This is a genomic window from Saccharothrix carnea, from assembly GCF_003014735.1.
In the GTDB taxonomy this organism is placed as follows: domain Bacteria; phylum Actinomycetota; class Actinomycetes; order Mycobacteriales; family Pseudonocardiaceae; genus Actinosynnema; species Actinosynnema carneum.
Genome location: NZ_PYAX01000026.1, coordinates 20,568 through 42,747, shown reverse-complemented (window position 1 = coordinate 42,747; position 22,180 = coordinate 20,568). Strand labels below are relative to the sequence as shown.

Sequence of the window (22,180 nt, the reverse complement as noted above, 5' to 3'; positions counted from 1 at the left end):
GCGGCTCAGGGCACGATCGTCTCGTAGAGCCCCCGGCCGAACGTCGCCGCCACGAGCCGGTGGTGGCGGGCGTCGTACTCGATGTCGTCCACCGCGACCCGGGGCAGGCCGTGGCCCAGCCGCAGCCAGTGCCCGGCCACGACTGTGCTGCCGACGAACACGCCCTGGTCGGTGGCCACGTACAACGTGCCCCCGCGGCCGAGCACCACGTCGTTGACCGGCGCGGACGGCAGGTTGCCGGAGATGTCGGTCCACCGGGCGCCCGCCGAGCGGGTGGCCAGCACGTGCGGCTGGGCGGAGCCGGACCGGTAGCCGGACAGCGTCACGTACGCGGTGGCGGGATCGCGCTCGGACACCGCGATCCGGGTCACCCACGGTTGGCCGTCGAGCACCTTCGCCCAGGTGGCGCCCAGGTCGCGGGTGAGCCACACCCGGCCGTCGTCGGTGCCGACCCAGATCGTGCGCGGGTCCGACGACGCGGCGGCGACCGCGGTGATCGTGCCGTACGGGTAGGTGTCCTGGCCCGGTCCGCCGGTCAGGTCGGGGCTGATCGGCGTCCACGTCACGCCGTTGTCGGCCGACCGGTTGAGCCGGTTCCCGCCGTAGTACAGGACGTTGGGGTCGGACGGGTCGAACTGCACCGGCGTGAACCAGTTGCGCCGGTCCGCGGTGGTGGCCGGGGTGAAGTAGGTCATCGTCGTGCCGCCGTCGGTGGACCGGAAGCAGTTCCCGTACTGGTAGCAGGCGAAGACGTTCTCCTTGTCGCGCGGGTTGATGATGTTCTCCTCGCCGTCGCCGCCGAGGTACTCGTTGAACGCCGGCCCGCCCCACGAGCGCAGCGAGCCGTTGTCCTGGGTGCCGCCGGACACCCGGCCGACGTCCTGCGGGCTGATCGCCACGCTGTAGAACTGGGTCCACGGCTCGTGCACGGCCTTGACCCAGCCGCCGTCGCCGTCCGCGTCGGACCGGTACACGCCGCCGTCGTTGCCCAGGTAGACCCGGGCCGGGTAGCGGGGGTCCCAGACCATGGCGTGGTGGTCGACGTGGATCGAGGCGTCGTCCGCCGTCCACGTCGCGCCACCGTCCTTGCTGGTGAGCAGCGGCACGCCGGCGACGTGCACGTGCCGGGCGTCGTCCGGGTCGACCCAGACCTTGCCGAACCACCAGCCGAAGCTGGACTGCGAGGACTTCAGCACGTCCGGCTCGGGCAGCCGCGTCCAGGTACCGCCCGCGTCGGCCGAGGTGTAGAAGCCGGCGAACGGGCCCGCGGTGCTGTTGACGATCGCGTACAGCCTGCCCGGTTCGGACGCGGAGACGCCGATGCCGATGCGGCCGACGTCGGGTCCGGCGGGCGGCAACCCGCCCTCGAGCCGTTGCCACGTCAGGCCGCCGTCCGTGGAGCGGTGCACGCCGGAGCCCTCGCCGCCGTAGGTCCGCTTGACCGGGGTGCGCCGGTGGTCCCACAGCACGGCGTACACGCGTCGGGGGTCGGTCGGGTCGATCTGCACGTCGACCGCGCCGGTGAACTCGTTCGGGACGTCGAGCACGCGCCGCCAGCCGCCACCGCCGTTGGTGGACAGGTACACGCCCCGGTCGCCGCCCGCGCTGTAGAGCGAACCGTTGGCGGCGACGAACAGCCGGTCCGGGTCGGTCGGGTCGATCGCGATGCCGCCGATCGTGCCGGAGTCGCGCAGGCCGACGTTGCGCCAGGACGTGCCGCCGTCCGCGGAGCGGTAGACGCCGGTGCCCTCGTAGGTCACGCTGCCGCCGCCCGGGTTGGGCTCGCCGGTGCCGACGTACAGCGTGCCGTCCGCCGCGGTCGCGACCGCGCCCATGGCCTGGGTGGCGTTGTCGGGCCACGCGGTGGCGAACGTGCGCCCGGCGTCGGTGGACCGCCACAGCCCACCGCTGGCCGCGGCGGCGTAGACGGTGTCGGGACGGCGCGGGTCCAGCGCCAGGCCCACGATCCGGCCGCCGATGTTCGTCGGGCCGATCGACCGCCACGGCGCGCCGGTGGACGGGATCCGGTCGGCCTGGGCGGCGGCGAGCTCGTGCGCGTGCCGCGGGATGGTGTCGCCGCGGACGGCTTTCTGCAGGAACCGGTGCTCGGCGGGCGCGGACGGACCGCGGACCGGCCGGTACTCGCCGGGCTGGCCGGTGCCGGGTGGGTCGGCGGCGAGCGCGGGCGGCGGTGCGAGCAGCATCAGCGCTCCGGCGGCGACCAGCAGACGGCGGACTCGCATCGCGGAACCCCCAGGCGGTGAACGTCGGCACGACCGTGGCGGACGCTAGGGGACACCGCTCCCGGACGGCACCGGTGATCGTGGGTGGTTCTTGACAGTTGACCAGCGACCCGCCCGCCACAGCGGGACGCGCTCACCCGGTGACGAGGGTCAACCCGTACGCGGACAACGGCTCGGCGATCGGTTGGACCCACGTCGTGCCGCCGGACGTGCAGCTGCCGGAGCCGCCCGAGACCAGCCCCACCGCGCGGACCGTCGTGCCCGAACCCGGGTTGGTGACCACGGGTGCGCCGGACGCGCCGGGCTCCGGGCACGCGGTCACGCGGATCAACTGGTTCACGCAGCCCTGCGGGTAGCACACCGTGTGGTTGATCCCCGTGACGCTGCCGCACCGCCACCCCGAGACCGGGCTGGAGTAGCAGACCGACGAGCCGACTGGCGGGGTCGCGGCACCGGTGACGGTGACGTCGGAACCGCTGTTGTACCGGTCGACCAGCGCCGTCGACGTCGCCGCGGTCGACGCCACGCGGATCAGCCCGTAGTCGTTGGAGGGGAACGAGGAACCGACCGCCGGGCCGAGGTAGCCGCCGACGCCCTGCCACTCGGTGCCCGCCCGGACGCAGTGGCCCGCGGACAGCACGTAGCGGTTGGTGCCGGACCGGGCGTTGAAGCCCAGCGTGCACCGCGTGCCGCCGCTGGTGATCGGCTGGCCGGAGACGAGGTCCCAGACCGGGCGGGGTGCTTCGGCGACGTGCTCGACGGTGACCGGGCCCGCGCCGAGCCCGCGCGCCCACTCGGTGACACCGGCGGCGGAACCGCGCACCGACACCACCAGCGCCCCGGCGTCGACGTACCAGCCGGTGACCGCGTGCGGACGGGTCGCGGCACCCCGGTCCAGCCGTTCCAGGCCGACCGCGGGCGCCGCCGGTTCCGCGGACACGGGTCCGGCCGAGGTGAACGCGAGACCGGCCGCCAGCACAGCCGCACCCGCTCGACGCACGACAGCGGCACGGGTCATGGTCCGCTCCCCTCCTGGAGAACCGCGACGGTAACGGCCGCGGATCGCGCTGAACAGCGACCGTTCGTGGGCAACGACCACCGCACGCGACCCCGGACGGCACCTACTCTGGGCACGTGGGGATCGCGATCCTGTGCGGGCTTACGGCCGCGGTGCTGAGCGCCGTGGGCGCGGCGCTGCAGTACGTCGGCGTCCAGGACGTCGGCGACCTCACCGTGCGCAGGTTCACCCGACTGGCGCGCAACCGGAAGTGGCTGCTCGGGTTCTCGGTGCTGTTCGTCGCCGCGGTGCTGCAGATCCTGGCCCTGGCACTGGCCCCGGTGACGGTCGTGGCGCCGCTGGCGGTGCTGTCGTTGCCGATCATCGCGGCGATCGGGGTCCGCCAGGTGACGCGCGGGTTCATGGTGGCCGTGATGGCGGCGACGTGCGGTGTGGGCACGTTCGTCGCGATCGCCGCGCGGTCCGCGGTGACGACGGACGTGCCGCCGGCGGTGGCGCTGCGGGCGGGCCAGGTCGTCGCCGGTGTGGTGTGCGCGTTCGTGCTCGTCGGTGCGCTGCGGAGCGGGACGGCGCGTGCCCTCGCGCTCGCCGCCGGCGCGGGTGCCGCCTACGGGCTGGTCGCCGTGCTGGTGCGGGACGTGGCGACCTCGCTGCCGCGGGTGCCGTGGGTGTCGTTCGTCGGCCTGGCGCTGGCTTTCCTGGTCGGCGCGTCGCTGATCCAACTGGGGTACGCGAGCGGTCCGGCGGACCTCGTGGTCGCCGGCCAGACCGTGCTGAACCCGATCGTCGCCGCGTGGATCGGCATGGTGCTGCTGGACGAGACCCAGGGCGCGGGCCGCGGCACGGTGGTGGTCCTGGTGGCGAGCGCCGTCGTGTCGCTGACCGGGATCGCCGTCCTCGCCCGCTTCCACCACCGCCGCCTGGCCGCGCTGCGGGCCGATCACGCGCCCGCGCCGCGAACGCCCTGATCCCGCTGGACCGCGACCGCCCCGGCCCACCGGGAGGGCGCGCGATCAGTCGGTGAGCACGACGTCGCAGTGGCCGCGCCGGTGTGCCCCGAACGTGTGAACTGACCGCGTAACGCCCAGGACGGCCGGTCGGAGTGGTATGCAGCCGGTGGGGCTGGGGTGATCCGAGGGGGCTTGGTGGCGGACTTCCGCTTGTTGGGGGACGTGGCCGTCGCGGTGGGTGATCGCACGCTCGACCCGGGGCCGGATCGGCAGCGCCGCGTGCTCGCGGCGCTGGCGGTGGACGTCGGGCGCGTGGTGTCGGTGGAGCGGCTGATCGAGCGGGTCTGGCACGAGGCGCCGCCGTTGCGGGCCCGCGCGACGCTGGTGAGCTACCTGTCCCGGTTGCGCCACGTGCTGGCCGCCGCCGGTGCCGGCGACATCGCGCGCCGACCCGGCGGTTACGCGCTGGAAGTCGACCCGGCGGCGATCGACCTGCACCGGTTCCGCGATCGACGGGCCCGGGCGCGCGCGTGCGCCGGTGACGACGGCCGGGTCGCGGCGCTGCTGCGGGAGGCGTTGGGCCTGTGGCGCGGTGAGGCGTTGACCGGGCTCGGCGGCGGGTGGGCGGCGGCCGAACGGGTGCGGCTGCACCAGGAGCGCCTGGACGCGGAGCACGACCTCGTGGACGCCTTGCTGCGGCTGGGTCACGGCGAGGACCTGGTGCCCGACCTCGCCACCCGGGTCGTCGAGTGGCCCCTCGACGAACGGCTGGCCGGCCAGTACGTGCTGGCGCTGCACCGCGCCGGGCGCACCGCCGACGCGCTGGCGCACTACCGGCAGGTCCGCCGGCGCCTGGTGGACGACCTGGGCACGGAGCCCGGCGCCGCGCTGCAAGAGCTGCACCAGCGGATCCTCGCCGCCGACACCGCCCTCTCGGCACCCGCGGCCACGCCCGCCGAGCCGGTGATCACGCCGGTGGTCGTGCCGCGCCAACTGCCCGCTGCGCCACCGTCGTTCGTCGGCCGCCGCGACGAGCTGGACCGCCTGGACGCCAACCCGGCCGCCGTCTCCGCGATCGTCGGCGCGGGAGGCATCGGCAAGACGTCACTGGCCTTGCACTGGGCGCACCGGCACGCGGGCGAGTTCCCCGATGGGCAGCTGTTCGTGGACCTGCGGGGGTTCAGCCCCGACAGCGCGCCGATGGACCCGGCGGTGGCGCTGCGCGGTTTCCTCCACACGCTGGGCGTCCCGGCCGATCGCATCCCGGTCGACCTGCACGCGCAGGCGGCGTTGTTCCGCAGCCTGGTCGCCGACCAGCGGGTGCTGCTGGTGCTGGACAACGCCGTCGACACCGCCCAGGTGCTGCCGCTGCTGCCCGGCGGCCGGTTCAGCACGGTGGTCGTGACCAGTCGCAACCGGCTGTCCGGCCTGGTCACGGGTCACGGCGCGCAGCACGTGTCGCTGGACGTGCTGTCCGACGCCGAGGCACGCGCGCTGCTCACCGACCGGCTCGGCCCGGAGCGGGTCGAGGCCGACCCGGCGTCGGTGCGGGAGCTGATCCGGTTCTGCGGCGGGTTCCCGCTGGCGTTGAACATCGTCGCGGGCCACGCCTGCACCCGGCCCCGCCTGCCGACCGCCGCGCTCGTCGCGGAACTGCGCGACCTCGGCCTCGACGCGCTGGACGACGGCGACCCCACGGCCAGCCTGCCCACCGTGCTGTCGTGGTCCCACCGCGCCCTCACGCCCGAGCAGGCCACCGCGTTCGCCCTGCTGGGCAGCGCACCCGGCCCCGACATCGGCCTGCCCGCCGCCGCCGGGCTCACCGGTCTCTCCCCTGCCCGGGCCCGGGCCGTGCTGCGCGCGTTGGAACGAGCCTCCCTGGTCGCGCAGGACACCGCGGGCCGCTGGCGCATGCACGACCTCATCCGCACCTACGCCGCCACCACCGCCGAACGCGACCTGAGCGACGACGTGCGGCAGGAGGCGTCGGACCGGCTCGTGGACCACTACCTGCACACCGCCCGCACCGCCGAAGGGCTCCTGGACCCCCACGCCCAGCCGATCCACCTCGACCCGCCCGCACCCGGCGCCCGACCCCACCCCCTGCCCGACGAATCGGCCGCGATGGCGTGGCTGGACGCCCAGCACCCGCACGTGCTCGCCGTGCAGCAGGCCGCCGCCTCCCACGACCGGCACGACGTGGTGTGGCAGTTGGCGTGGTCGTTGACCAACTTCCACCAGCGGCGCGGCCACCTCCAGGACCAGCTGGTCGTCTGGCGGACGGCCTTGCGGGCGGCCGAGCACCTGACCGACCCGGTCCCCCGCATGCTGGCCCACCGGCGGCTGGGCCGCGCGCACACCAAGCTCGGGCGGTTCGAGCAGGCGACCGAGCACCTGCACCGCGCCCTCGCCCAGGCCGAGCACCACCACGACCTGACCCAACAGGCGCACAGCCACCACGAGCTCATGTGGGCGTGGCTGCAACGCGGCGACGACCGGCGGGCCCTGGAGCACGCGCGGCGCACGCTGGACCTCTACCGCGAGTTCGACCAACCGGTGTGGGAAGCCCGCGGCCTCAACGCGGTCGGGTGGTGCGCCGCCCGCCTCGGCGACTACGACACGGCCCGCGCGCACTGCCACGCCGCCCTCGCCCTGCACCGGCGCCACCACGGCCGCAGCGGTGAGGCGGACGTCCTCGACAGCCTCGGCTACATCGACCACCGGACCGGTCACCACGGGCTCGCCGTCGAGCACTACCGGCAGGCCATCGCCCTGCGCCGCGGCCTGGGCAACACCACGTCCGCCGCCGACTCCCTCGAACGCCTCGGCCACCCGCAGGCCGCGCTGGGCCAGGCCGACGAGGCGCGCGCGACCTGGCGGGAAGCCCTCGACCTGTACCGGCAGCAGGGTCGTCACGCCGAGGCGCGGCGCGTGCGGGAGAAGCTGGACACCCTCGGTTAGCCGGGGTCCATCCCGCCGGAGTCCGCCGGCGTCGACTCGTCCGGTGTGGTGTGGTCCTCTTCGGCCTGTTCGTCGGCGAACGTCGGCCGCGAGTGCTCGTCGGCGAAGTCCGGTTCCCGCTCCTGTTCGGCCGCGGTGACGGGGTCCGGTTCGGGTGTGCTCACCCAGGTGGTGTATCCCTTCGGTGACGGCCCAAACCACCAGGGGAGATCGTGCGCATCGGGGTGTTCTACGACGGGACGTGGTTCGCTTACCTGAGCGATTACTACGCCACCGCCCATCCGCGGGGCGCGCGGGTCTCGCTGGACGGCCTGCACGACGCGTTGCGCTGGTACCTGCACACCGAGACCGGAAGCGCGCTCGACGACTGCGTGCTGCACGAGGCGCATTACGTGCGTGGACGCATCGAGACCCCGGCGGCGTCGTTCGACGCGGCCCTGGCCGCCGCCGGCGTCATCCGGCACGACCTCCCGCTGCACGGCGGCAAGGAGAAGGGCGTCGACGTCCACTTCGCACTCGAAGCCTGGGAGCGCGCGACCACCGTGCCGCTGCAGTGGGTCGTGCTGATCACCGGCGACGCCGACTTCACGCCGCTGGCCACCCGGCTGACCGCGCGCGGTGTCGGCGTGGTGGTGCCGGTCGTGGACGACCGGTCGGCACCCGAGTCGCTGCCCGCGTGGACGCCGCGCAGCGCCGCGCCGCTGCGGGCGGCGGCGACGCTGACGCCCGCGTTCGACGACCTGTTCGCGCCCGCCGACCGCGCCGACTACCCGTTGAGCCGCCCGTTCGTGCGGTCCTCCGAGGTCGTGGCCTCCCCCGCGGGCACGCCGCGCGGCCGTCGACGCGGGACGGTGACCGCCTGGAAGAGCGGGCAGCCGCACGGTTTCATCACCGACACCCGCGGCGGCTCGTGGTACGCCTCCCGCGACGACCTGCCAGTCGGCGTCGCCATGGTGCCCACCGGTACGCCGGTGTCGTTCACCGGGTCGCCGGTGCCGTCACCGGGCCGGAAGTACCCCCGGGCGGAGTCCATCCGGTTCGAGTGACCGCCGGTGCGCGGACGCCGGCACGTCCGCGCACCGGTGGGACCGGTCCGCGCAGCGGCGGTTCCGGTCAGCTCGCGGTGCAGGACGCCATCGGCGCGGTGTTGGCGCCGCGCGACGTGGCCGTGAACCCGAACGTGGCGCTCGCCCCGGCGGAGAGGGTGCCGTTGTAGTTGGCGTTGCGGGCCGTCACAGCCGATCCGCTGCTGGTGACCGCGGCGTTCCAGGCGTTGGTGATGGTCTGCCCGTCGGCGAACGTCCACCCGACCGTCCAGCCCTTGATCGGCGCGCTGCCGGCGGTGACCCGGACCTCGCCCTGGAAACCGCCCGGCCACTGGTGGACGACCGTGTACCTGGCGGTGCAGGCGAGTCCACCGCCGGGAGTCGTGGTGGTGGTGGTCGTCGTGGACGTGGTGGTGGTCGTGGTGGTGCCGCCGAAGATGGTGGCTTCCTTGGCGGTGGCCTTGATCCCGTTGGGGCCGTTGACGATCCGCTGCCCCCAGGTGGTGAGCCGGGCCGGGTCGAACTCGGCGACCATGTCCAGGATCGGGTCGGAGTTGCCGCTCCACGACCAGGCCAGGTAGCCCAGGCCGCGGGCCTGCGCCTCGCGCACGATCGTCTCGTCGTCCACCTCGTTCGGCGCGAACCGCCACCCGAACTCGCCGATGACCAGCGGCCAGCCCTTGGCCTGGACGCGGTCGAGGTAGTCGGTGATGCTGGAGGCGGTGTTGTAGACGGAGTACATGTGGATGGACAGCACGGTGTTGCGTGCGCTGTCGGCGTCGAGGACCGCCTTGGCGTTGTCCCGCATGACGTGCTGCCAGTCCTGGCCCCAGTTCGGCGCGTCGACCATCAGCAGGTGCTGGAAGCCGTTGGCGCGCAACTTCTTGATGGCGTTGGCGGTGGCATCGGTCCACTGGGCGGCGTCGACGTTGCCGATCGGCTCGTTGCCGATGTTGATGACGACGTAGTCCTCCTGGCCGACCAGGGCGCCCTTCCGGCTGATCCAGTAGTCGGCGGCCTCGTCCAGCGACGCGGCGGCGGCCTCCTCGCCGTAGCCGGTGGTGTCGTGCACCTCCAGCACGCAGATCATCCGGTTGCGCTTGCACAGGTCGATCACGGCGGGCACGTCGTCGGACGGCCCCCACCGCTTGCCGGTGCCCAGCACCACCCGCACGGTGTTCGCGCCCGTCGCCTTGATGTCGGCGAACGAGCTCGTCCGGCCGGTGTACCAGACGTGCGGGTGGTTGACGCCCCGCATGGTGAACGGCTGCCCGTTGGCCTCGACGATCCTGGTACCGCTGACGTGCAGCCCCACCGCCGCCTGTGCCTGCGGCAGGACCGTCAGCCCGAAGCCCGCGACGACGAGCAGCGCGGCGCTGATCATGGCGATTCTGCTTCTCATGGCTCTTCGACACCTCGTTGAGTCGAGATTCGGCCCGCTCCAGCTCTGGGAACGCTCCCAGTAATGCTGTCGCACAGTGACGCCCACGATGCGACCGGTATTAGTTTCCGAATGGAACTTATGGGTTACGCTACGGTCGAGGCCCCCGGCCGTCAAGATCCGAGTTGCGCAACATTGCAGTGGGTAATCCTCCGATGGGCCTAGGACTGGGAGCGATCCCAGAACGCCGCTATGTTCGAGCCGTGATCTCCGAAGCGGACACCGGTGTCGCCACCTCCTCCTGGCCGAAGCTGAGCGAGGTACCGCGCGACGTCCTGCTGGAGGTGCTGATCCACGGTCCGCTGTCCCGGGCCGAGATCGCCGGCCGCCTGCGGCTGTCCCGGCCGACCCTGACCCGCGTGGCCAAGGCGTTGGTGCAGCGGGGATTGCTGGTCGAAGGCGACACCAGACCGCGTTCCTCGGCCGGCCGCCCATCGGAGATGCTGCACGTGCGTGGCGCGGCCCACCGGTTCCTCGGCGTGAAGCTGACCCCCGAACGGCTCTTCGCCGCGGTCACCGACCTGACCGCCACCCCCGTCGCGGCGGCCGAGGAGCCGCTGCGCTCCTGTGCACCGGAGGAAGTCGTCGCCCAGATCGCCGACGTCGCCCGGCGGTTCCCCGGCGTCACGGGCATCGGGGTGACGCTGGGCGGTGTCGTGCTCGACGGCCTGGTCGCGTGGGACGAGTTCCTGCGCTGGACCGACGTGCCGCTCAAGGCGGCGGTGACGCGGGCGACCGGCGTGCCCACCGCGGTCGACAACGACGTGCAGGCGCTGACCGCGGCACAGCACTGGTTCGGCCCGGGCGCGGGCCTGAGGTCGCTGGCAGTGATCACCGTCGGCGCGGGCGTCGGCACCGGGCTGATCGTGGACGGGCGGCTGGTCGCGGGCTCGCACGGGCTGCCGCCGCACTTCAGCCACACGCTGGTCGACGCCAAGGGCCCGCAGTGCGGCTGCGGGCGGCGCGGCTGCATCTCCAGCTACCTGATGACGCAGGTGATGCTGCGGCGGTTGGCGGGGCGGCCGACCTACGAGGAGGCCCTGGACCGGGTCCGCGCGGGCGACCGGGAGGCCGGGCAGGTGTTCGCCGAGGCCGGTTACGCGCTCGGTGTCCTCATCGGCACCGTCGCCAACGTCATCGACCCGCAGAAGGTCCTGCTGACCGGCGAGGGCCTGCCGCTGTACGAGGTGTCGTCCGAACTCGTGCACGACGGCATCGAGGACACCTACGAGGACGACCCCGACCTGATCGACCTCGACGCGCGGCCGTTCGACTTCACCGAGTGGGCCCGGTCCGGCGCCGCGCTCGCGATCAAGGCCACGATCACCGGCGCCATCTCCGAGCGGCCGCAACTCGACCGGCGGCGCTAGGCGTTGCCCAGCAACCCCTCGAACACCGCACGCGCTTCGCCACCGGGCCGGATGCCCAGGTCCGCGTCCAGCACCCGCCACAGCCTGCGGTAGACGGCGATCGCGCCCACCCGGTCACCCAGGTGCGCCAACGCGCGCATCAGCAGCACCTGCGACGGTTCACGGGTCGGGTGGGCGGACGCGTGCGACGCCAGGAGGTCCGCCGCCTCCTCCCACGCGCCCAGCTCGACCTTCGCCGTCGCGAGGTGCTCCACGGCGGTGATCCGGCGTTCCCGCCACAACGCCGCCGCCGCAGTGGCCGGACCCGACGGCACCAGCCCGGCCAGGCCGTCGACCGGCCACCCCGACAGCGCCTCGGTCAACGCGACGACGGCGTACCGCGGCTCGCCCCGGCGCAGCGCCGCCACGCCGTCGCGCAGCGAACCGCCCGCGCGCAACACGTCCACGGCCTGCGCGGGCACGTCCAGCCGGTAGCCGTGGCCGACGTGGACCAGCAGGCGGGAGAAGCCGGTGTTCGCCGCGTCCAGGCAACGGCGCAGGCGTGACGCGTACAGCTGGAGGTTCTTGAGCGCGCTGCGCGGTGGCTCGCGCTCCCACAGGTAGTCCATCAGGCGTTCGATGGACACGGCCGAACCGGCGTCCAGTGCCAGCGCGGCCAGCAACGTCCGCGACTTCACCCCTCCGGGCACCACGTCGGTCGCCCTCGGCCCGCTCACGGCGGGCCCGCCCAACAGTCGGATGTCGACTTCCCGCTGCACCAGCGACGTCGAACGGATCGACACCCCGGATCTCCCCACCTCGAACCCCTCGGTCACCGCCCACGGTATGTCGAGGCCAGAAGTGCCCGGCGGTACGCCGAACGCCGCGAACCACCGGACGGCGCAACGCATACCGGACGTATACCGGCAGGTGAGAGCGTGCGGTTCGCCACCCGCACCGCGGGGAGGCACCCGATGGTCCCGCCGCATCCCGATTCGGGGATCCGCAACGCCGAGCGCGTCGCGGGTCGCCGGTCGCCGCGACGGGTCGGTGCCGATCCCGGGCGGGCCGGCGGCACCACCCGACGCGGCGCGCCGATCCCGGTGCCGCCGCACTGGAGCAGGAAGGACGTGACCCGATGGACCTGACCTTCGACGACTCGGAACTCGACCTGGGCGACCTGGCCGTGACCGCGATGCGTGACGCGGTGGCGCTGCCGGAGACCGGCGCCTCGGCGGCGGCGTGCTCGTGCAGCGGCACCTCGTGCTGTTGCTGCCAGCAGCCGCAGCTGCCGACGACCCTGGGCTGAGTCCGACCGGAGCCGGGAGCGTCCACGCGTGGGCGCTCCCGGCCCACACCACGGGAGCACCGGATGGCCAGTGACCGCATCACCACCGAACTCGCGCCGTACGCGCTGGTCCGGGTGGCCGCGCTGGCGCACCCCCGGCCGGCACCCTCGGGCGTGCGGACCGGGCTGGACGCCGTGGTCGCGGCCGAGGCCCGGATCGCCGCGCTGGCACCCGACCTCGCCGACGCCCTGCACGACAGCGCGGGCGGCCACTCCCCCGCGTTCCACCACAGGGTCGTGCTGCCGCTGCGCCGTGACGTGCACAACGGTCGGCCGCCGCGTCCCGGAGACTTCGGCGGCTTGCCCGAACGGGTGCCGTTGCTGGCGCGGTGGTTGGCGGCGCACGAGGAACGGGCACGGGCGGTGGACGCGGTGCTGGCGGCGTGGCCGCACGACCTGGCCGCCGCGCGCCGGTGGCTCGCGGAGGTGTGCGCGACCGACGCGCTGCGCCGGGCGAGCGTGCTGACCGGCCCGGACCTGTTGCACGGCGTGGACCGCACCGCGCGCGGCCGGGGTGAGCCGGACCGCAAGGCGCGCAAGGCGGAACCGACCGTGCTCCGGTACGCGTTGCGGGCGACCGCCAAGACCAGTCCCCTGTCCTGGTACACGCACGTCGGCTGGGGCGCGTGGGGTGACGGGCCGTGGCCGGCGGCCGAGCCGGTGTCGCACCCGGCGGTGCACCGGCTGCTGGTGACGCGGTTGGTCGACGCCCTGGGTCCCGCGCTGCCGCACCGCCTCGCGCCGGGGTTGCGGGAACGGGACGGGCGCTTGCTGTTCCGCCGGGACGTGCCGGTCGGAGGTGTCGGCCGGGCCGCGGTGGTGCGGGAGGAAGAGGTGGACGTCGCGGCGACACGGCCGCTGCGGTTCGTCGTCGAGGTGCTGCGGGCCGCCGGGCCGGACGGGCTGGCACCGGACCGGATCGTGGCGGCGTTGGCGGCGAAGCTGGGCAAGCCGGAGGGCGCGGCGCCGTTCGTGGCCAAGACCCGGGAACTGGGCCTGCTGGTGCCGGTGTCCCCGATCCACCCGCAGGACCCGGACGCGGTGGGCTCGCTGGCCTCCTGGCTCGCGCCGACAGACGGTGACACCGCCCGCCGGTTGCGGGAGCTCGCCACGACCACCGCCTCGTTCGCCACCGCGGACCCGCCCACCCGTGCCGCCGTCCTCGCGCGGCTCTCCGCCGGGTGGCGTGACCTCGGTGAGCGGGTCGGCGCGGACCTGACCGGCGTGACCCCGGTGGTCGAGGACGTGGTGCTGCCCGAGCCGGTGCCCGTGCCGCCGGGTGCCGTGCCCGCCTTGACCCGCCTCACGCCGTTGCTGGTGGCGTTCGACCAGCACGTGCTGCTGCGCCGGCTGATCCGGACCAGGTTCGTCGAGCGGTTCGGCGTGGGCGGTGTCGCCACGCTCGCCGACTGCTCCGGGCCGCTGTCCCAAGCGTGGCAGGACTCCATGGACACCGACCGCGTGGACGATCCCGACGTCCGCGCGGTGGTCGAGACCCGCGACAAGCTCGCCGGGCAGGTGCGCGACGGCGTGGTGACCGACGACGTGCTGGCGTCCGCCGCCGATCTGCTGCCCGCGTGGGCGACCCGCCGCACCGGCTCGTACGGCTTCTTCGCCCAGCCGACGCACGACGGGCGGCTCGTGGTCAACCGCGTGTACGCCGGGTTCGGCAAGTTCACCAGCCGGTTCCTGGACCTGCTGCCCGGCGCGCGGGACGCGGTGACCCGCCAGGTGCGCCGCCACACCACGGATCCGGTGCAGTTCCGGCCGGTCCAGGGCTTCAACGCCAACCTCCACCCGTTGCTCGGCGCGCGGGAGGTCGGCGAGGACGCCCGGTGGGCCGACCTGGCGGCCGACGAGCTGGACGTGCGGCACGACCCGGTGACCGACGAGGTGCGCGTGACGCACGGCGGTGTCCCGCTCGACGTGCTGTATCTGGGTTTCCTGATCCCGTTGGCGTTGCCGGACCGGCAGGTGGCGCTGTACTCCGACCTCGCCTGCGGGTGGGTGGACCTCGACCGGCTGCGCACCGCCACCGCGGACGGCGAGGTGACCTCCCAGGGGCGGCTGACGTACGGGGACATCGTGCTGGCGCGCCGTTCCTGGGACTTCGCCGTGCCGCCCGAGGTCGGCGCGGAGGAACGGGCGGGGCTCGACGTGGCGCGGTTGCGGGCCCGGCACGGGCTGCCGGAGCACGTCTTCGTCGGGCCGGACCGGGGTCCGGTGTCGGTCGACGCCTACCAACGGGCGCTCACCGCGGGCAAGCCGCAGTACGTCGACTTGGGCGACCCGTTGCACCTGCGCTGCCTGCCGCGTCTGCTGGCGCGGTTCCCCGACGGCGTGCGGCTGACCGAGGCGCTGCCCGTGCCCGGCGCCGGCGGCCGGGTGGTCGAACTGATCGCGGAAACGTACTGGAGGGCATCGTGACCGACGTCGTCTGCTACTACCACGACCCGGTGAAGGCGCCGTTGCTCCGCGACGCCGTGCTGCCCGCGCTGGCGGAGGCGGAGCGCGGTGGCGCGGCCGGGCACGTGGAGCGGCACTGGTTGCACGGGCCGCACCTGCGGGTGCGACTCGGCTCGGAGGAGGCGGCGGAGCTCGTCGCCGCACGGCTGCGCACACACCTCGCGGCCCACCCGTCCACAGTGGACATAGCGCACACCGTGCTGCTGGCGCAGTCGCGGCAGAACGGGATCGCCGAGCTGGTGCCGCCGCCGTACGAGCCGATCCACCCGGACAACACCGTGGTCGTCGAGCCGACCGACCTGACGGTCCTGCGGGAACTGCTGGGATCCGATGTGCTGGTGGACCTGCGCGCCCGGTGCCTGCGGCTGGGTGTGCCCGCGGTCCGGGGCGCCGTGGCCGCGGACGGCACCAGCCAGTCGCGCGTGCGGCTCGCGATGGTCGCGATGACGGCGCACGCGAGCCGGTTCCCGGCGGGACTGGTGAACGGCTACCACTCGTTCCTGTCGCACCTGGAAGGGTTCCTGCTGCACAGCGATCCCGATGGCGTGCTGCGCCGGCGGTTCGACGGGGTGTGGGAGCGCAACGCCGACCAGGTGGTGGCGACCGTGCGGCGTGTCGCCGAGGGCGCGATCGTCACGCCGTGGACGGCGTGGACGGACGGCACGCGCGCGGTGGTCGAGGAGGTGTTCGACCGCGGCGAGCTGCCCACCGCCTACTCGACGCACCTCGGCGAACGCGCGCTGGAGATGGGCGAGGACGAGGCGATCCGGCGCTGGCACCGCGACCACGCCGACCGGATCAGCGACTACCACGCCAGGTTGCGCGAAGTGGACTTCGACCACCCGGACTACCAGCGGCCCGTCACCGTCTACCGGTTCGGGACCAACATGCTCTACCGGCTGCTGGCGGTGTGCGACGTGACGCCGGTCGAGCGCTACCTCGCGGCGAGCCTGGTCGTGCGGGCGGTGCCGCGGATCACCGGCGTCGAGTGGCCCGAGCACGTCCAGCAGATGGTGAAGGTGACCCGATGAGCCCGAACTCGGTGCGGCTGCGGCCGATCGTGCACGCGACGCCCACCGCGACCGGTCTGCACGTGCGGGGTTGGCGGTCCAGCTTCACCCTCGACGGCGGCAAGGGCCTGTGGACGATCTGGGAACGCCTGGCCGGTCCGCTCGCCGAAGGCGTCCCGCCGGAGCAGTTGGCCGTGCCGGACAACGCCCCGCCTGCGGTGGCGCGGGCGCTGGAGCTGCTCATCGGCCAGCTGCGCGAGCACGACATGCTGGTGGAGGTGCCCGGCGAGTGGGGTGAGGACGCGCCGCCCGCGGAGATCGCGAGCTGGCTGGAGTCGGTCGCCCCGTCACCGCTCGAGGCGTGGCGGCGGCTGCGCTCGGTGACGGTGGTCGTGACCGGTGATGGCGCGTTGGCCGCGCACGCCCACCGGGCGCTGGTCGCGGCGGGTCTGGCGGTCGCGCCCGTCCGGCCCGGTCCCGGGCTGCTGGTGGCGGGTGGCGGGGCCGCGGTCGCGGCCGGGTGCGCGGCGGACGTCGGTTTCGCGGTCGCGCCGGGTGCGGTGGCGGAGGTGGAGGCCGACGCGGCGGCGGTGGCGCGGCGGTTGGCCGGTGCCCCGGGCACGCCGCCGGAGGTGCTGGCCGCGCTCGTCGGGTCGGCCGCGGCGCACCGGCTGGTGTGCGCGGTGGGCGGACTGCCCGATCCGGCCACGGAGGTCGTGGACATGTGGAGCGACGTGCCCCCGACCGGGCCGCCGCACCAGCCCGTCCTGGTGGCGCGGCTCGACCCGCTGCACGCCGAGTACCACCCGTGGCTGTCGGAGGTGCGGCCGAGGGAGCCGAACGGCACCCTGCTGGAGGTGTTGGGCAACCGCGAGCTGGGCCCGGTGCCCACGCCGTTGCCCGGTGACCTGCCGCAGTTGCCGGTGAAGCTGGCCGCGGCCGGTGACGTGGTCGGCTTCGGCACGACCGAGCACGCCGCCCGGCTCGACGCCCTGCTCCGCGCCGCGCGTGCGCTCGCACCGGACGACGTGGTGCTCGGGGCGGATCGCGTGCACGCGCTCGGCTCGGCCTTGCGCACGGCGGTCCGGCACCTGGCCGGTACCCCGGTCACCGAGGACGAGTGGGCCGCCGACCCGACCGCCCGGCGGTGGTGGAAGGCCGTGGCGCTGCGGTTCGCCCTGCCCGCTTCGGCCGAGGTGACCCGGCTCGGTCCGGGCGTGGTCCGGGCGGTGGTGCGGGCGGACGGCGAGGAGCTGTCCTGGGCGGTGGAGGCGTCACCGGCGGACGCGGTCGCGTTCGCCGCGATGGCCGCCGCCGGGCGGGCGCAAGCCGGGGTGGCAGACACCGTGGTGCTGTGCGGCGCCGCGCCGTTCGCCGAGCCCGATGGCGCCGCCGCGCCGTGGACGAACCGGGACTGGCACTGGCCGTACGGGCTGCGTGACGGCGAGGAGGCGTTCCAGGACGACCTGCGGGCGCTCGGCGCGGACGTCAAGTCCGTGCCCCTCGGCCCGGTGCTGGAGGCGGCGGGTCTGGTGGCGTTCGCGGTGGCGGAAGGCGGGCGGTGACCGTGCGGGTGGTGGAGCTGGCCGACTACGCGATCGGCGACCTGGACGGCGTCGGCGCGGACGGCCCCGTGCTGCCGGTGCGGTTCGACGGTGCGCTGGTGCTGATCGGCCCGGTGTCGGACGGGGTGTGCGTGGCGTGCGCCGAGGACGCGCGGCTGGCGACGCTCGGCCCGTCCGTGCCGCGCGACGACCGGCGGATGGGGTTGGGCGGCCTGGCGTCGGCGGCGTTACGGCCGTTGGTGGCGGTGCTGGTGGAGCGCGTGCTGGCCGACCCGGAGGCGTACCGCGACAAGGTCTTGGCGCTGCGGACCGACCTGGCGACGGTGGGCGAGCACCGCGTCCGGCCGCGGTCCGGTGGCTGTGCGACGTGCGGGCCGCTGCCCGACGACGCACCGGAGGCGGTGGTCCGCGAACCGGTCGCGGTGGTGCCCGGCACGCTGCGCGGACCGAACCCGCTCACCGCGGGCGACGCCCTGCACCGCGAGCTGTTCGACCTCAGGCACGGCCCGGTCGGCGGCCTGCACCGCATCGGCGACCTGACCGTGGCGGCGGTGAGCGCGGAGCTGGGCGGTGGGCAGGCCGGGTTCGGCCGCACCGCCGACTACGCCGAGGCCGAACGGGTCGCGCTGTACGAAGCCGTGGAACGGCACGCGGGCCTGCGGCCCCGGCGCGTCACCACCGTCGTGGAGGCGTCGTTCGCCGAGCTCGGCGACCGGGCGCTCGACCCGACGCGGCTCGGCCTGCCCGACCACGAGTCGCCGCACGTCGTTCCGTACCGCCCGGACGTACCGACCCGGTGGGTGCATGGCTGGTCCTACACGCACGGACGTCCGGTGCTGGTGCCGGAACACGTGGCGTACTGGGGGCACGGCGAGGGCGCGCGGTTCGTGGACGAGACGTCCAACGGGTGCGGCACCGGCAACAGCCTCACCGAAGCCGTGCTGTACGGGCTGTTCGAGGTCGCCGAACGGGACGCGTTCCTGATGGCCTGGTACCAGCGCACGCCGCTGCCCACCCTGCGCGTGCGCGACGACGTCACGACACACCTCGCGGACCGGCTGGAGCAGCTCGGCTACCGGTTGGAGCTCTACGACGCCACGAACGACCTGGGCGTGCCGTCGGTGCTGTCGCTCGCGCGCTCCCCGAAGCGACCGCACGCGTTCTTCGCCGCGGGCGCCGGGCTCGACCCGGACGCGGCGATGCGGTCGGCGGCGGCCGAGGTGGCGATGGACGTGGAGGCGGGCGCCAAGCGCTACCGCGTCGACCCGGACGACTACGACCCGGACCGGCTGCGGCGGCTGTTGCGCGAACCGCGGCTGATCCGCGGCATGGACGACCACGTCAACGTCAACGGCCTGGCCGAGGCCGCCGGGCGGTACGACTTCCTGGTACCCGGTCCGGAAGCGGACCCGCGGGTGCCGGACGTGCCCCGGGACGACCTGGACGCGGTGCTGGAGCACTACGTGCGCGCGTGGGCGGCGCTCGGGCTGGAGGTGATCGCGGTCGACCAGAGCGACCCGGTGGTGCGCGACCGGCTCGGCCTGCACTCGGCGAAGGTGATCGTGCCCGGCACGGTGCCGATGACGTTCGGCGAGCTGAACCGGCGCACGCACGGCCTGCCGCGACTGCGCCCGGCCGGTACCCCGCTGCCCCACCCGTTCCCGTGAACGCCGACGCCCTGCGCGCCGCGTACACCCACGGGCCGGGCCGGGTGGTCGAGCCGGGTGCGTCACCGCGCACACCGGCGCCGGTCGGGCCGCACGTGCCGCTGACGGCGTTGCGGGGACGCTTCGGCACGGCGCTGGCGCGGCTGCTGACCGACGTGGCGACACCGCTGCGGTGGGAGCCGTGGAACCAGTACAACGACCACCGGGCGTACCCCTCGGCACGGGCGGCGGCCACCGTCGACCTGGTCGTCGAGGGGCGGTGGCTGCTCGACCCGGTGCGGCGCGCGCTGGTCGGTGCGGGCACGCCGGTGGTCGACGGGCCGGTGCGGGTCGAGCTGGTCCGCCGGCGCGACCGCCTCTCCCCCGGCTACCGCGAGTTCGGTGACGTGCTCACCGAGCTGGAGGTGGGACACGTCGCGGCGGCGTTGGTCGAGCACGCGGCACGGCGGGGCATGAGCGCCAGGGTGTCCGGGTCGACCGTCACCGTCACGTTCGACGGCGCCACTGACCCGCGCCCCGTCGCACGGCGCAGTTCGGGAGTGGGTCCGCGCGGCATCGCGGCCGATCCCCGGCCACTGCCCCGGCGCGTGCTGCACGCCGTGGTCGACGCCGTCGACCACCCGCCCGCCGGGTCGCCCGTGCGCGACGACCTGCGGCACCGGTTGGCCGTGCGGAACGTGGAGGGCGTCGCCGACGGCTGGTACGCGGTGGACGGCGGTCTGCGGCCGGTGGCGCCCGGACCGGCGGTGCCGGGGCTGCGACCGGTGTTCGGGCACCCGCCCGGCACGATCCACGTCGCCTCGATGAACCTCGCCCTGGTGACGACCGGCGACCCGGCCGCCGCGGTGGCGTCCGGCGGTCCGGACGGCTACCGGGCCCTGCTGCGCGCGGCGGGTGCCGTCGCGCAGCACGTCGGCACGGCCGCGGCGGAGACCGGTGCGTTCTGCCGACCCGCGCGCAGCACCGACGACGGCCCGCTGGAGGCCCTGGTCGGCGCGCCCGCGTCGCACGCGTTGCTCTACCTGCTGCTGGTCGGCCGCCCGCGTGGCGCGGGCTTCACCTACGACCTCACCCCACTGGAGACGCCATGACGTGGACCAGCCTGCACGTGCGGCTGTCGTGGTCGGTCGAGGACGTCGACGCGTTCCTCGCCGACGTCCTCGCGCCCGAGCTGGACGGGCACCGCGCGGCGGGACGGGTCGCCGACTGGTTCTACGTGCGGTACTGGGAGGCCGGGCCGCACCTGCGCGTCCGGGTGCGTGACGCGGGGGTGGACCTCGCCGGTCGGTTGCGCTCGCTCGTGGCGGCGGCCGATCACCCGGTGGAGGCGGCGGCGGACGGTTGGCTGCCGCACGGTGACGTCCGGGAGACGCCGTACGAGCCGGAGGTGCGGCGGTACGGCGGCCCGGAGTCGCTGCCGGTCGCCGAGGAGGTGTTCTGCCGGGGCACCGAGGTCGCGGTGGCCGTGCTGCGGTCCGCGCGCGCGGCGAAGTTCACCGCGGCCGTGGAGCTGGTGATGGCCACGACGATCGCGCTCGGGATGGACCGGGTGGAGGCGGCGTCGTGGCTGCGTTCGCTGGCGACGGGGTGGCGGCAGGCGCGCGAGCCCGTCGCACCGCCCGGGCTCGGCTCCCACATCGCCGCGCGGACGCTGCACGAGGCACGCGCGACCCGCCTCGCCGCCCGGTGGGACCGGCTCGAAACGCACGCCACGGGCGTGGTGGCCTACTGGGCGGACCGGGTCCGGGCGGCCGACCTGCCGCGTTACGCCTGGGCTTCGCAGCTGCACATGCTGTTCAACCGCCTCGGCCTGGGCCCCGAGGAGGAGCGCACCGCCTGCCGGCTGGTGGCGATGACGGCCGAAGCGCCGGACGGGCCGACGCCGTTCCACGAGGACGGCGCGACCGCACCCGACCGGCGCTACCTGGCGGCCAGCAGGTTCCAGCCGGGCGTGCCGGACCAGGGTCCGCGCAAGGTCGGGGTGACACCGTCGACGACACCGCCGTGGTGGCCGGACGTGCCGCTGCCCGAGGTCGCGCCCGTGCCCGACGCCCTGGCCGACGCGCTGCGCACCCGGCACACCGCGCGGGGTGCGGAGCTGTCCGGCCCGCTCGACGCCGCGCGGCTGGCCACTCTGCTGTGGACCGCGCAAGGCGCCCTGCCGGACGGCCGCAGGCCCTACCCGAGTGCCGGTGCGCGGCACAGCGCCCGGCTGCGGCTGGTGGCGTGGCGGGTGGCCGGCCTGGAACCGGGTGTGTACGAAGTGGACGAGGTGCGGCGGACGCTGGTGCACGTCGCGCCCGCGCCACCGGTGGACGACGTGCGGGCGACTTCTATGTGGTTCGGCGACGGCGAGGACCGGGTGGACCCGGCCACGACGCCCGCGGTGCTGGCGCTCTACGCGCGGGTCGGCGCGCTGCGGGAGGTCTACGGCCTGCGAGCGCTGCGGCTGGCGTTCACCGAGGCGGGGCACCTGGCGCAGAACCTCGCGCTGGTCGCCGCGTCGTCGGGGTTGGCGCTGGGCCTGATCGGCGGCTTCTACGACGACCTGGCGCACGACGTGCTGTGCCTGGACGGCGTGGACGACGCGCTGGTCTACCTGATGCCGCTGGCCCGCACCGGCTGACCGGCGACCTCGCCGATCGCGGCGGTGAACACGCGGTGCAGTTCGTGCGGCAGGGACCGGCCCGCCGCGGCGAACAGCTCCGGGTAGAGCGCGGGACCGGTGTTGACGTCCACCACGATCGGCTCGCCTTCGTGGCGGATGATGTCGAGGCCGAGCAGCGGCAGGCCGAACACCTGTTGCGCGCGGAGTGCGAGCGCGGCGTGCGTGGCGGGCACGTCCCGGTACTCGACCGCGCCACCGCCGCGTTCCGCGTCGAGGTAGCCGACGACGTCCCGCAGCGCGGTGAAGTTGTCGATGAACAGCACGCCCCGGCCGAAGCAGCCGCGCCGCGGCTTGAGCACGGCGTGGCCCCACTCCTCGATCGCCGGTGCCGATGTCACCCGACAGACTGGCCATCGTGCACCGCCCGGGACCGCTGCGGCAGGCCCGCTTTCTGCGGGAACACCGCCTGCACCGCCCGGTATGGTCGCGGCGAAGCGTTTTTCTCCAT

General features: G+C 74.6%; 17 protein-coding genes. 11 read left to right on the top strand and 6 right to left on the bottom strand.

What is annotated here, in order from left to right:
* Nucleotides 1–5: 5 nt before the first annotated feature.
* A complete protein-coding gene (locus tag B0I31_RS38230; RefSeq protein ID WP_106620265.1) occupies nt 6–2,243 on the bottom strand; it encodes a WD40/YVTN/BNR-like repeat-containing protein in 2,238 nt (745 codons plus the stop codon).
* Between the two features lie 133 nt (nt 2,244–2,376).
* Nucleotides 2,377–3,261 (bottom strand): S1 family peptidase, encoded by an 885-nt coding sequence (locus B0I31_RS38225; protein WP_106620264.1) that lies wholly within the window; start codon nt 3,259–3,261, stop codon nt 2,377–2,379.
* 116 nt (nt 3,262–3,377) lie between these two features.
* Between B0I31_RS38225 and B0I31_RS38220 the strand changes: the two genes are divergently transcribed.
* Nucleotides 3,378–4,229 carry a DMT family transporter gene (locus tag B0I31_RS38220; RefSeq protein ID WP_106620263.1) on the top strand — a complete coding sequence of 284 codons (852 nt, stop codon included), beginning with the start codon at nt 3,378–3,380 and terminating at the stop codon, nt 4,227–4,229.
* 177 nt (nt 4,230–4,406) lie between these two features.
* Nucleotides 4,407–7,172, top strand: coding sequence for an AfsR/SARP family transcriptional regulator (locus B0I31_RS38215; protein ID WP_342751536.1), 2,766 nt, complete (start codon nt 4,407–4,409; stop codon nt 7,170–7,172).
* Here B0I31_RS38215 and B0I31_RS41070 read toward each other — a convergent pair.
* Entirely contained in the window at nt 7,169–7,336 is a 168-nt protein-coding gene (locus B0I31_RS41070; protein WP_181320756.1) for a hypothetical protein, read from the bottom strand. The genes B0I31_RS38215 and B0I31_RS41070 overlap by 4 nt on opposite strands.
* 48 nt (nt 7,337–7,384) lie before the next feature.
* On the opposite strand from B0I31_RS41070, the gene B0I31_RS38210 reads away from it, so the two are divergent.
* Nucleotides 7,385–8,218, top strand: coding sequence for an NYN domain-containing protein (locus B0I31_RS38210; RefSeq protein ID WP_245950753.1), 834 nt, complete (start codon nt 7,385–7,387; stop codon nt 8,216–8,218).
* Nucleotides 8,219–8,285: 67 nt separating this feature from the next.
* Here B0I31_RS38210 and B0I31_RS42840 read toward each other — a convergent pair whose 3' ends face one another.
* Nucleotides 8,286–9,620 (bottom strand): cellulase family glycosylhydrolase, encoded by a 1,335-nt coding sequence (locus tag B0I31_RS42840; RefSeq protein WP_106620260.1) that lies wholly within the window; start codon nt 9,618–9,620, stop codon nt 8,286–8,288.
* A gap of 242 nt (nt 9,621–9,862) precedes the next feature.
* Between B0I31_RS42840 and B0I31_RS38200 the strand changes: the two genes are divergently transcribed.
* Nucleotides 9,863–11,029, top strand: coding sequence for an ROK family transcriptional regulator (locus tag B0I31_RS38200; protein WP_245950750.1), 1,167 nt, complete (start codon nt 9,863–9,865; stop codon nt 11,027–11,029).
* On the opposite strand, the gene B0I31_RS38195 is transcribed toward B0I31_RS38200, so the two are convergent.
* Nucleotides 11,026–11,811 (bottom strand): AfsR/SARP family transcriptional regulator, encoded by a 786-nt coding sequence (locus tag B0I31_RS38195; RefSeq protein WP_181320755.1) that lies wholly within the window; start codon nt 11,809–11,811, stop codon nt 11,026–11,028. The two genes, B0I31_RS38200 and B0I31_RS38195, sit on opposite strands and share 4 nt — an antisense overlap.
* A 335-nt stretch (nt 11,812–12,146) precedes the next feature.
* Between B0I31_RS38195 and B0I31_RS38190 the strand changes: the two genes are divergently transcribed.
* From B0I31_RS38190 to B0I31_RS40225, 7 genes are all read left to right on the top strand, one after another.
* Nucleotides 12,147–12,317: a thiazolylpeptide-type bacteriocin gene (locus B0I31_RS38190; protein ID WP_106620257.1), complete on the top strand. Its 171-nt coding sequence runs from the start codon at nt 12,147–12,149 to the stop codon at nt 12,315–12,317.
* Nucleotides 12,318–12,380: 63 nt separating this feature from the next.
* A complete protein-coding gene (locus B0I31_RS38185) occupies nt 12,381–14,783 on the top strand; it encodes a lantibiotic dehydratase (RefSeq protein ID WP_106620256.1) in 2,403 nt (800 codons plus the stop codon).
* Complete coding sequence (locus B0I31_RS41065; RefSeq protein WP_181320754.1) at nt 14,780–15,853, top strand: lantibiotic dehydratase C-terminal domain-containing protein; 1,074 nt, start codon at nt 14,780–14,782, stop codon at nt 15,851–15,853. The genes B0I31_RS38185 and B0I31_RS41065 overlap by 4 nt, the downstream gene beginning before the upstream one ends.
* On the top strand, nt 15,850–17,397 hold the full coding sequence (locus B0I31_RS38175) for a hypothetical protein (RefSeq protein ID WP_106620255.1): 1,548 nt from the start codon (nt 15,850–15,852) through the stop codon (nt 17,395–17,397). Before B0I31_RS41065 ends, B0I31_RS38175 begins: the two co-directional genes overlap by 4 nt.
* Nucleotides 17,394–19,064, top strand: a complete 1,671-nt coding sequence (locus tag B0I31_RS38170; protein WP_106620254.1) for a TOMM precursor leader peptide-binding protein — start codon at nt 17,394–17,396, stop codon at nt 19,062–19,064. The genes B0I31_RS38175 and B0I31_RS38170 overlap by 4 nt, the downstream gene beginning before the upstream one ends.
* On the top strand, nt 19,061–20,155 hold the full coding sequence (locus B0I31_RS38165) for a hypothetical protein (protein WP_106620253.1): 1,095 nt from the start codon (nt 19,061–19,063) through the stop codon (nt 20,153–20,155). The genes B0I31_RS38170 and B0I31_RS38165 overlap by 4 nt, the downstream gene beginning before the upstream one ends.
* Nucleotides 20,152–21,690, top strand: coding sequence for a thiopeptide-type bacteriocin biosynthesis protein (locus B0I31_RS40225; RefSeq protein ID WP_146174111.1), 1,539 nt, complete (start codon nt 20,152–20,154; stop codon nt 21,688–21,690). The genes B0I31_RS38165 and B0I31_RS40225 overlap by 4 nt, the downstream gene beginning before the upstream one ends.
* Here the strand turns inward: B0I31_RS40225 and B0I31_RS38155 are convergent.
* Nucleotides 21,660–22,070 carry an ATP-grasp domain-containing protein gene (locus B0I31_RS38155; RefSeq protein WP_245950749.1) on the bottom strand — a complete coding sequence of 137 codons (411 nt, stop codon included), beginning with the start codon at nt 22,068–22,070 and terminating at the stop codon, nt 21,660–21,662. The two genes, B0I31_RS40225 and B0I31_RS38155, sit on opposite strands and share 31 nt — an antisense overlap.
* Between the last annotated feature and the right edge of the window lie 110 nt (nt 22,071–22,180).

What these genes read in the sequence shown, in the direction of transcription:
- B0I31_RS38230 (WP_106620265.1), bottom strand. Translation starts at nt 2,243, where the DNA reads ATGCGAGTCCGCCGTCTGCTGGTCGCCGCCGGAGCGCTGATGCTGCTC.
- B0I31_RS38225 (WP_106620264.1), bottom strand. Translation starts at nt 3,261, where the DNA reads ATGACCCGTGCCGCTGTCGTGCGTCGAGCGGGTGCGGCTGTGCTGGCG.
- B0I31_RS42840 (WP_106620260.1), bottom strand. Translation starts at nt 9,620, where the DNA reads ATGAGAAGCAGAATCGCCATGATCAGCGCCGCGCTGCTCGTCGTCGCG.
- B0I31_RS38190 (WP_106620257.1), top strand. Translation starts at nt 12,147, where the DNA reads ATGGACCTGACCTTCGACGACTCGGAACTCGACCTGGGCGACCTGGCC.
- B0I31_RS38185 (WP_106620256.1), top strand. Translation starts at nt 12,381, where the DNA reads ATGGCCAGTGACCGCATCACCACCGAACTCGCGCCGTACGCGCTGGTC.
- B0I31_RS38175 (WP_106620255.1), top strand. Translation starts at nt 15,850, where the DNA reads ATGAGCCCGAACTCGGTGCGGCTGCGGCCGATCGTGCACGCGACGCCC.
- B0I31_RS40225 (WP_146174111.1), top strand. Translation starts at nt 20,152, where the DNA reads ATGACGTGGACCAGCCTGCACGTGCGGCTGTCGTGGTCGGTCGAGGAC.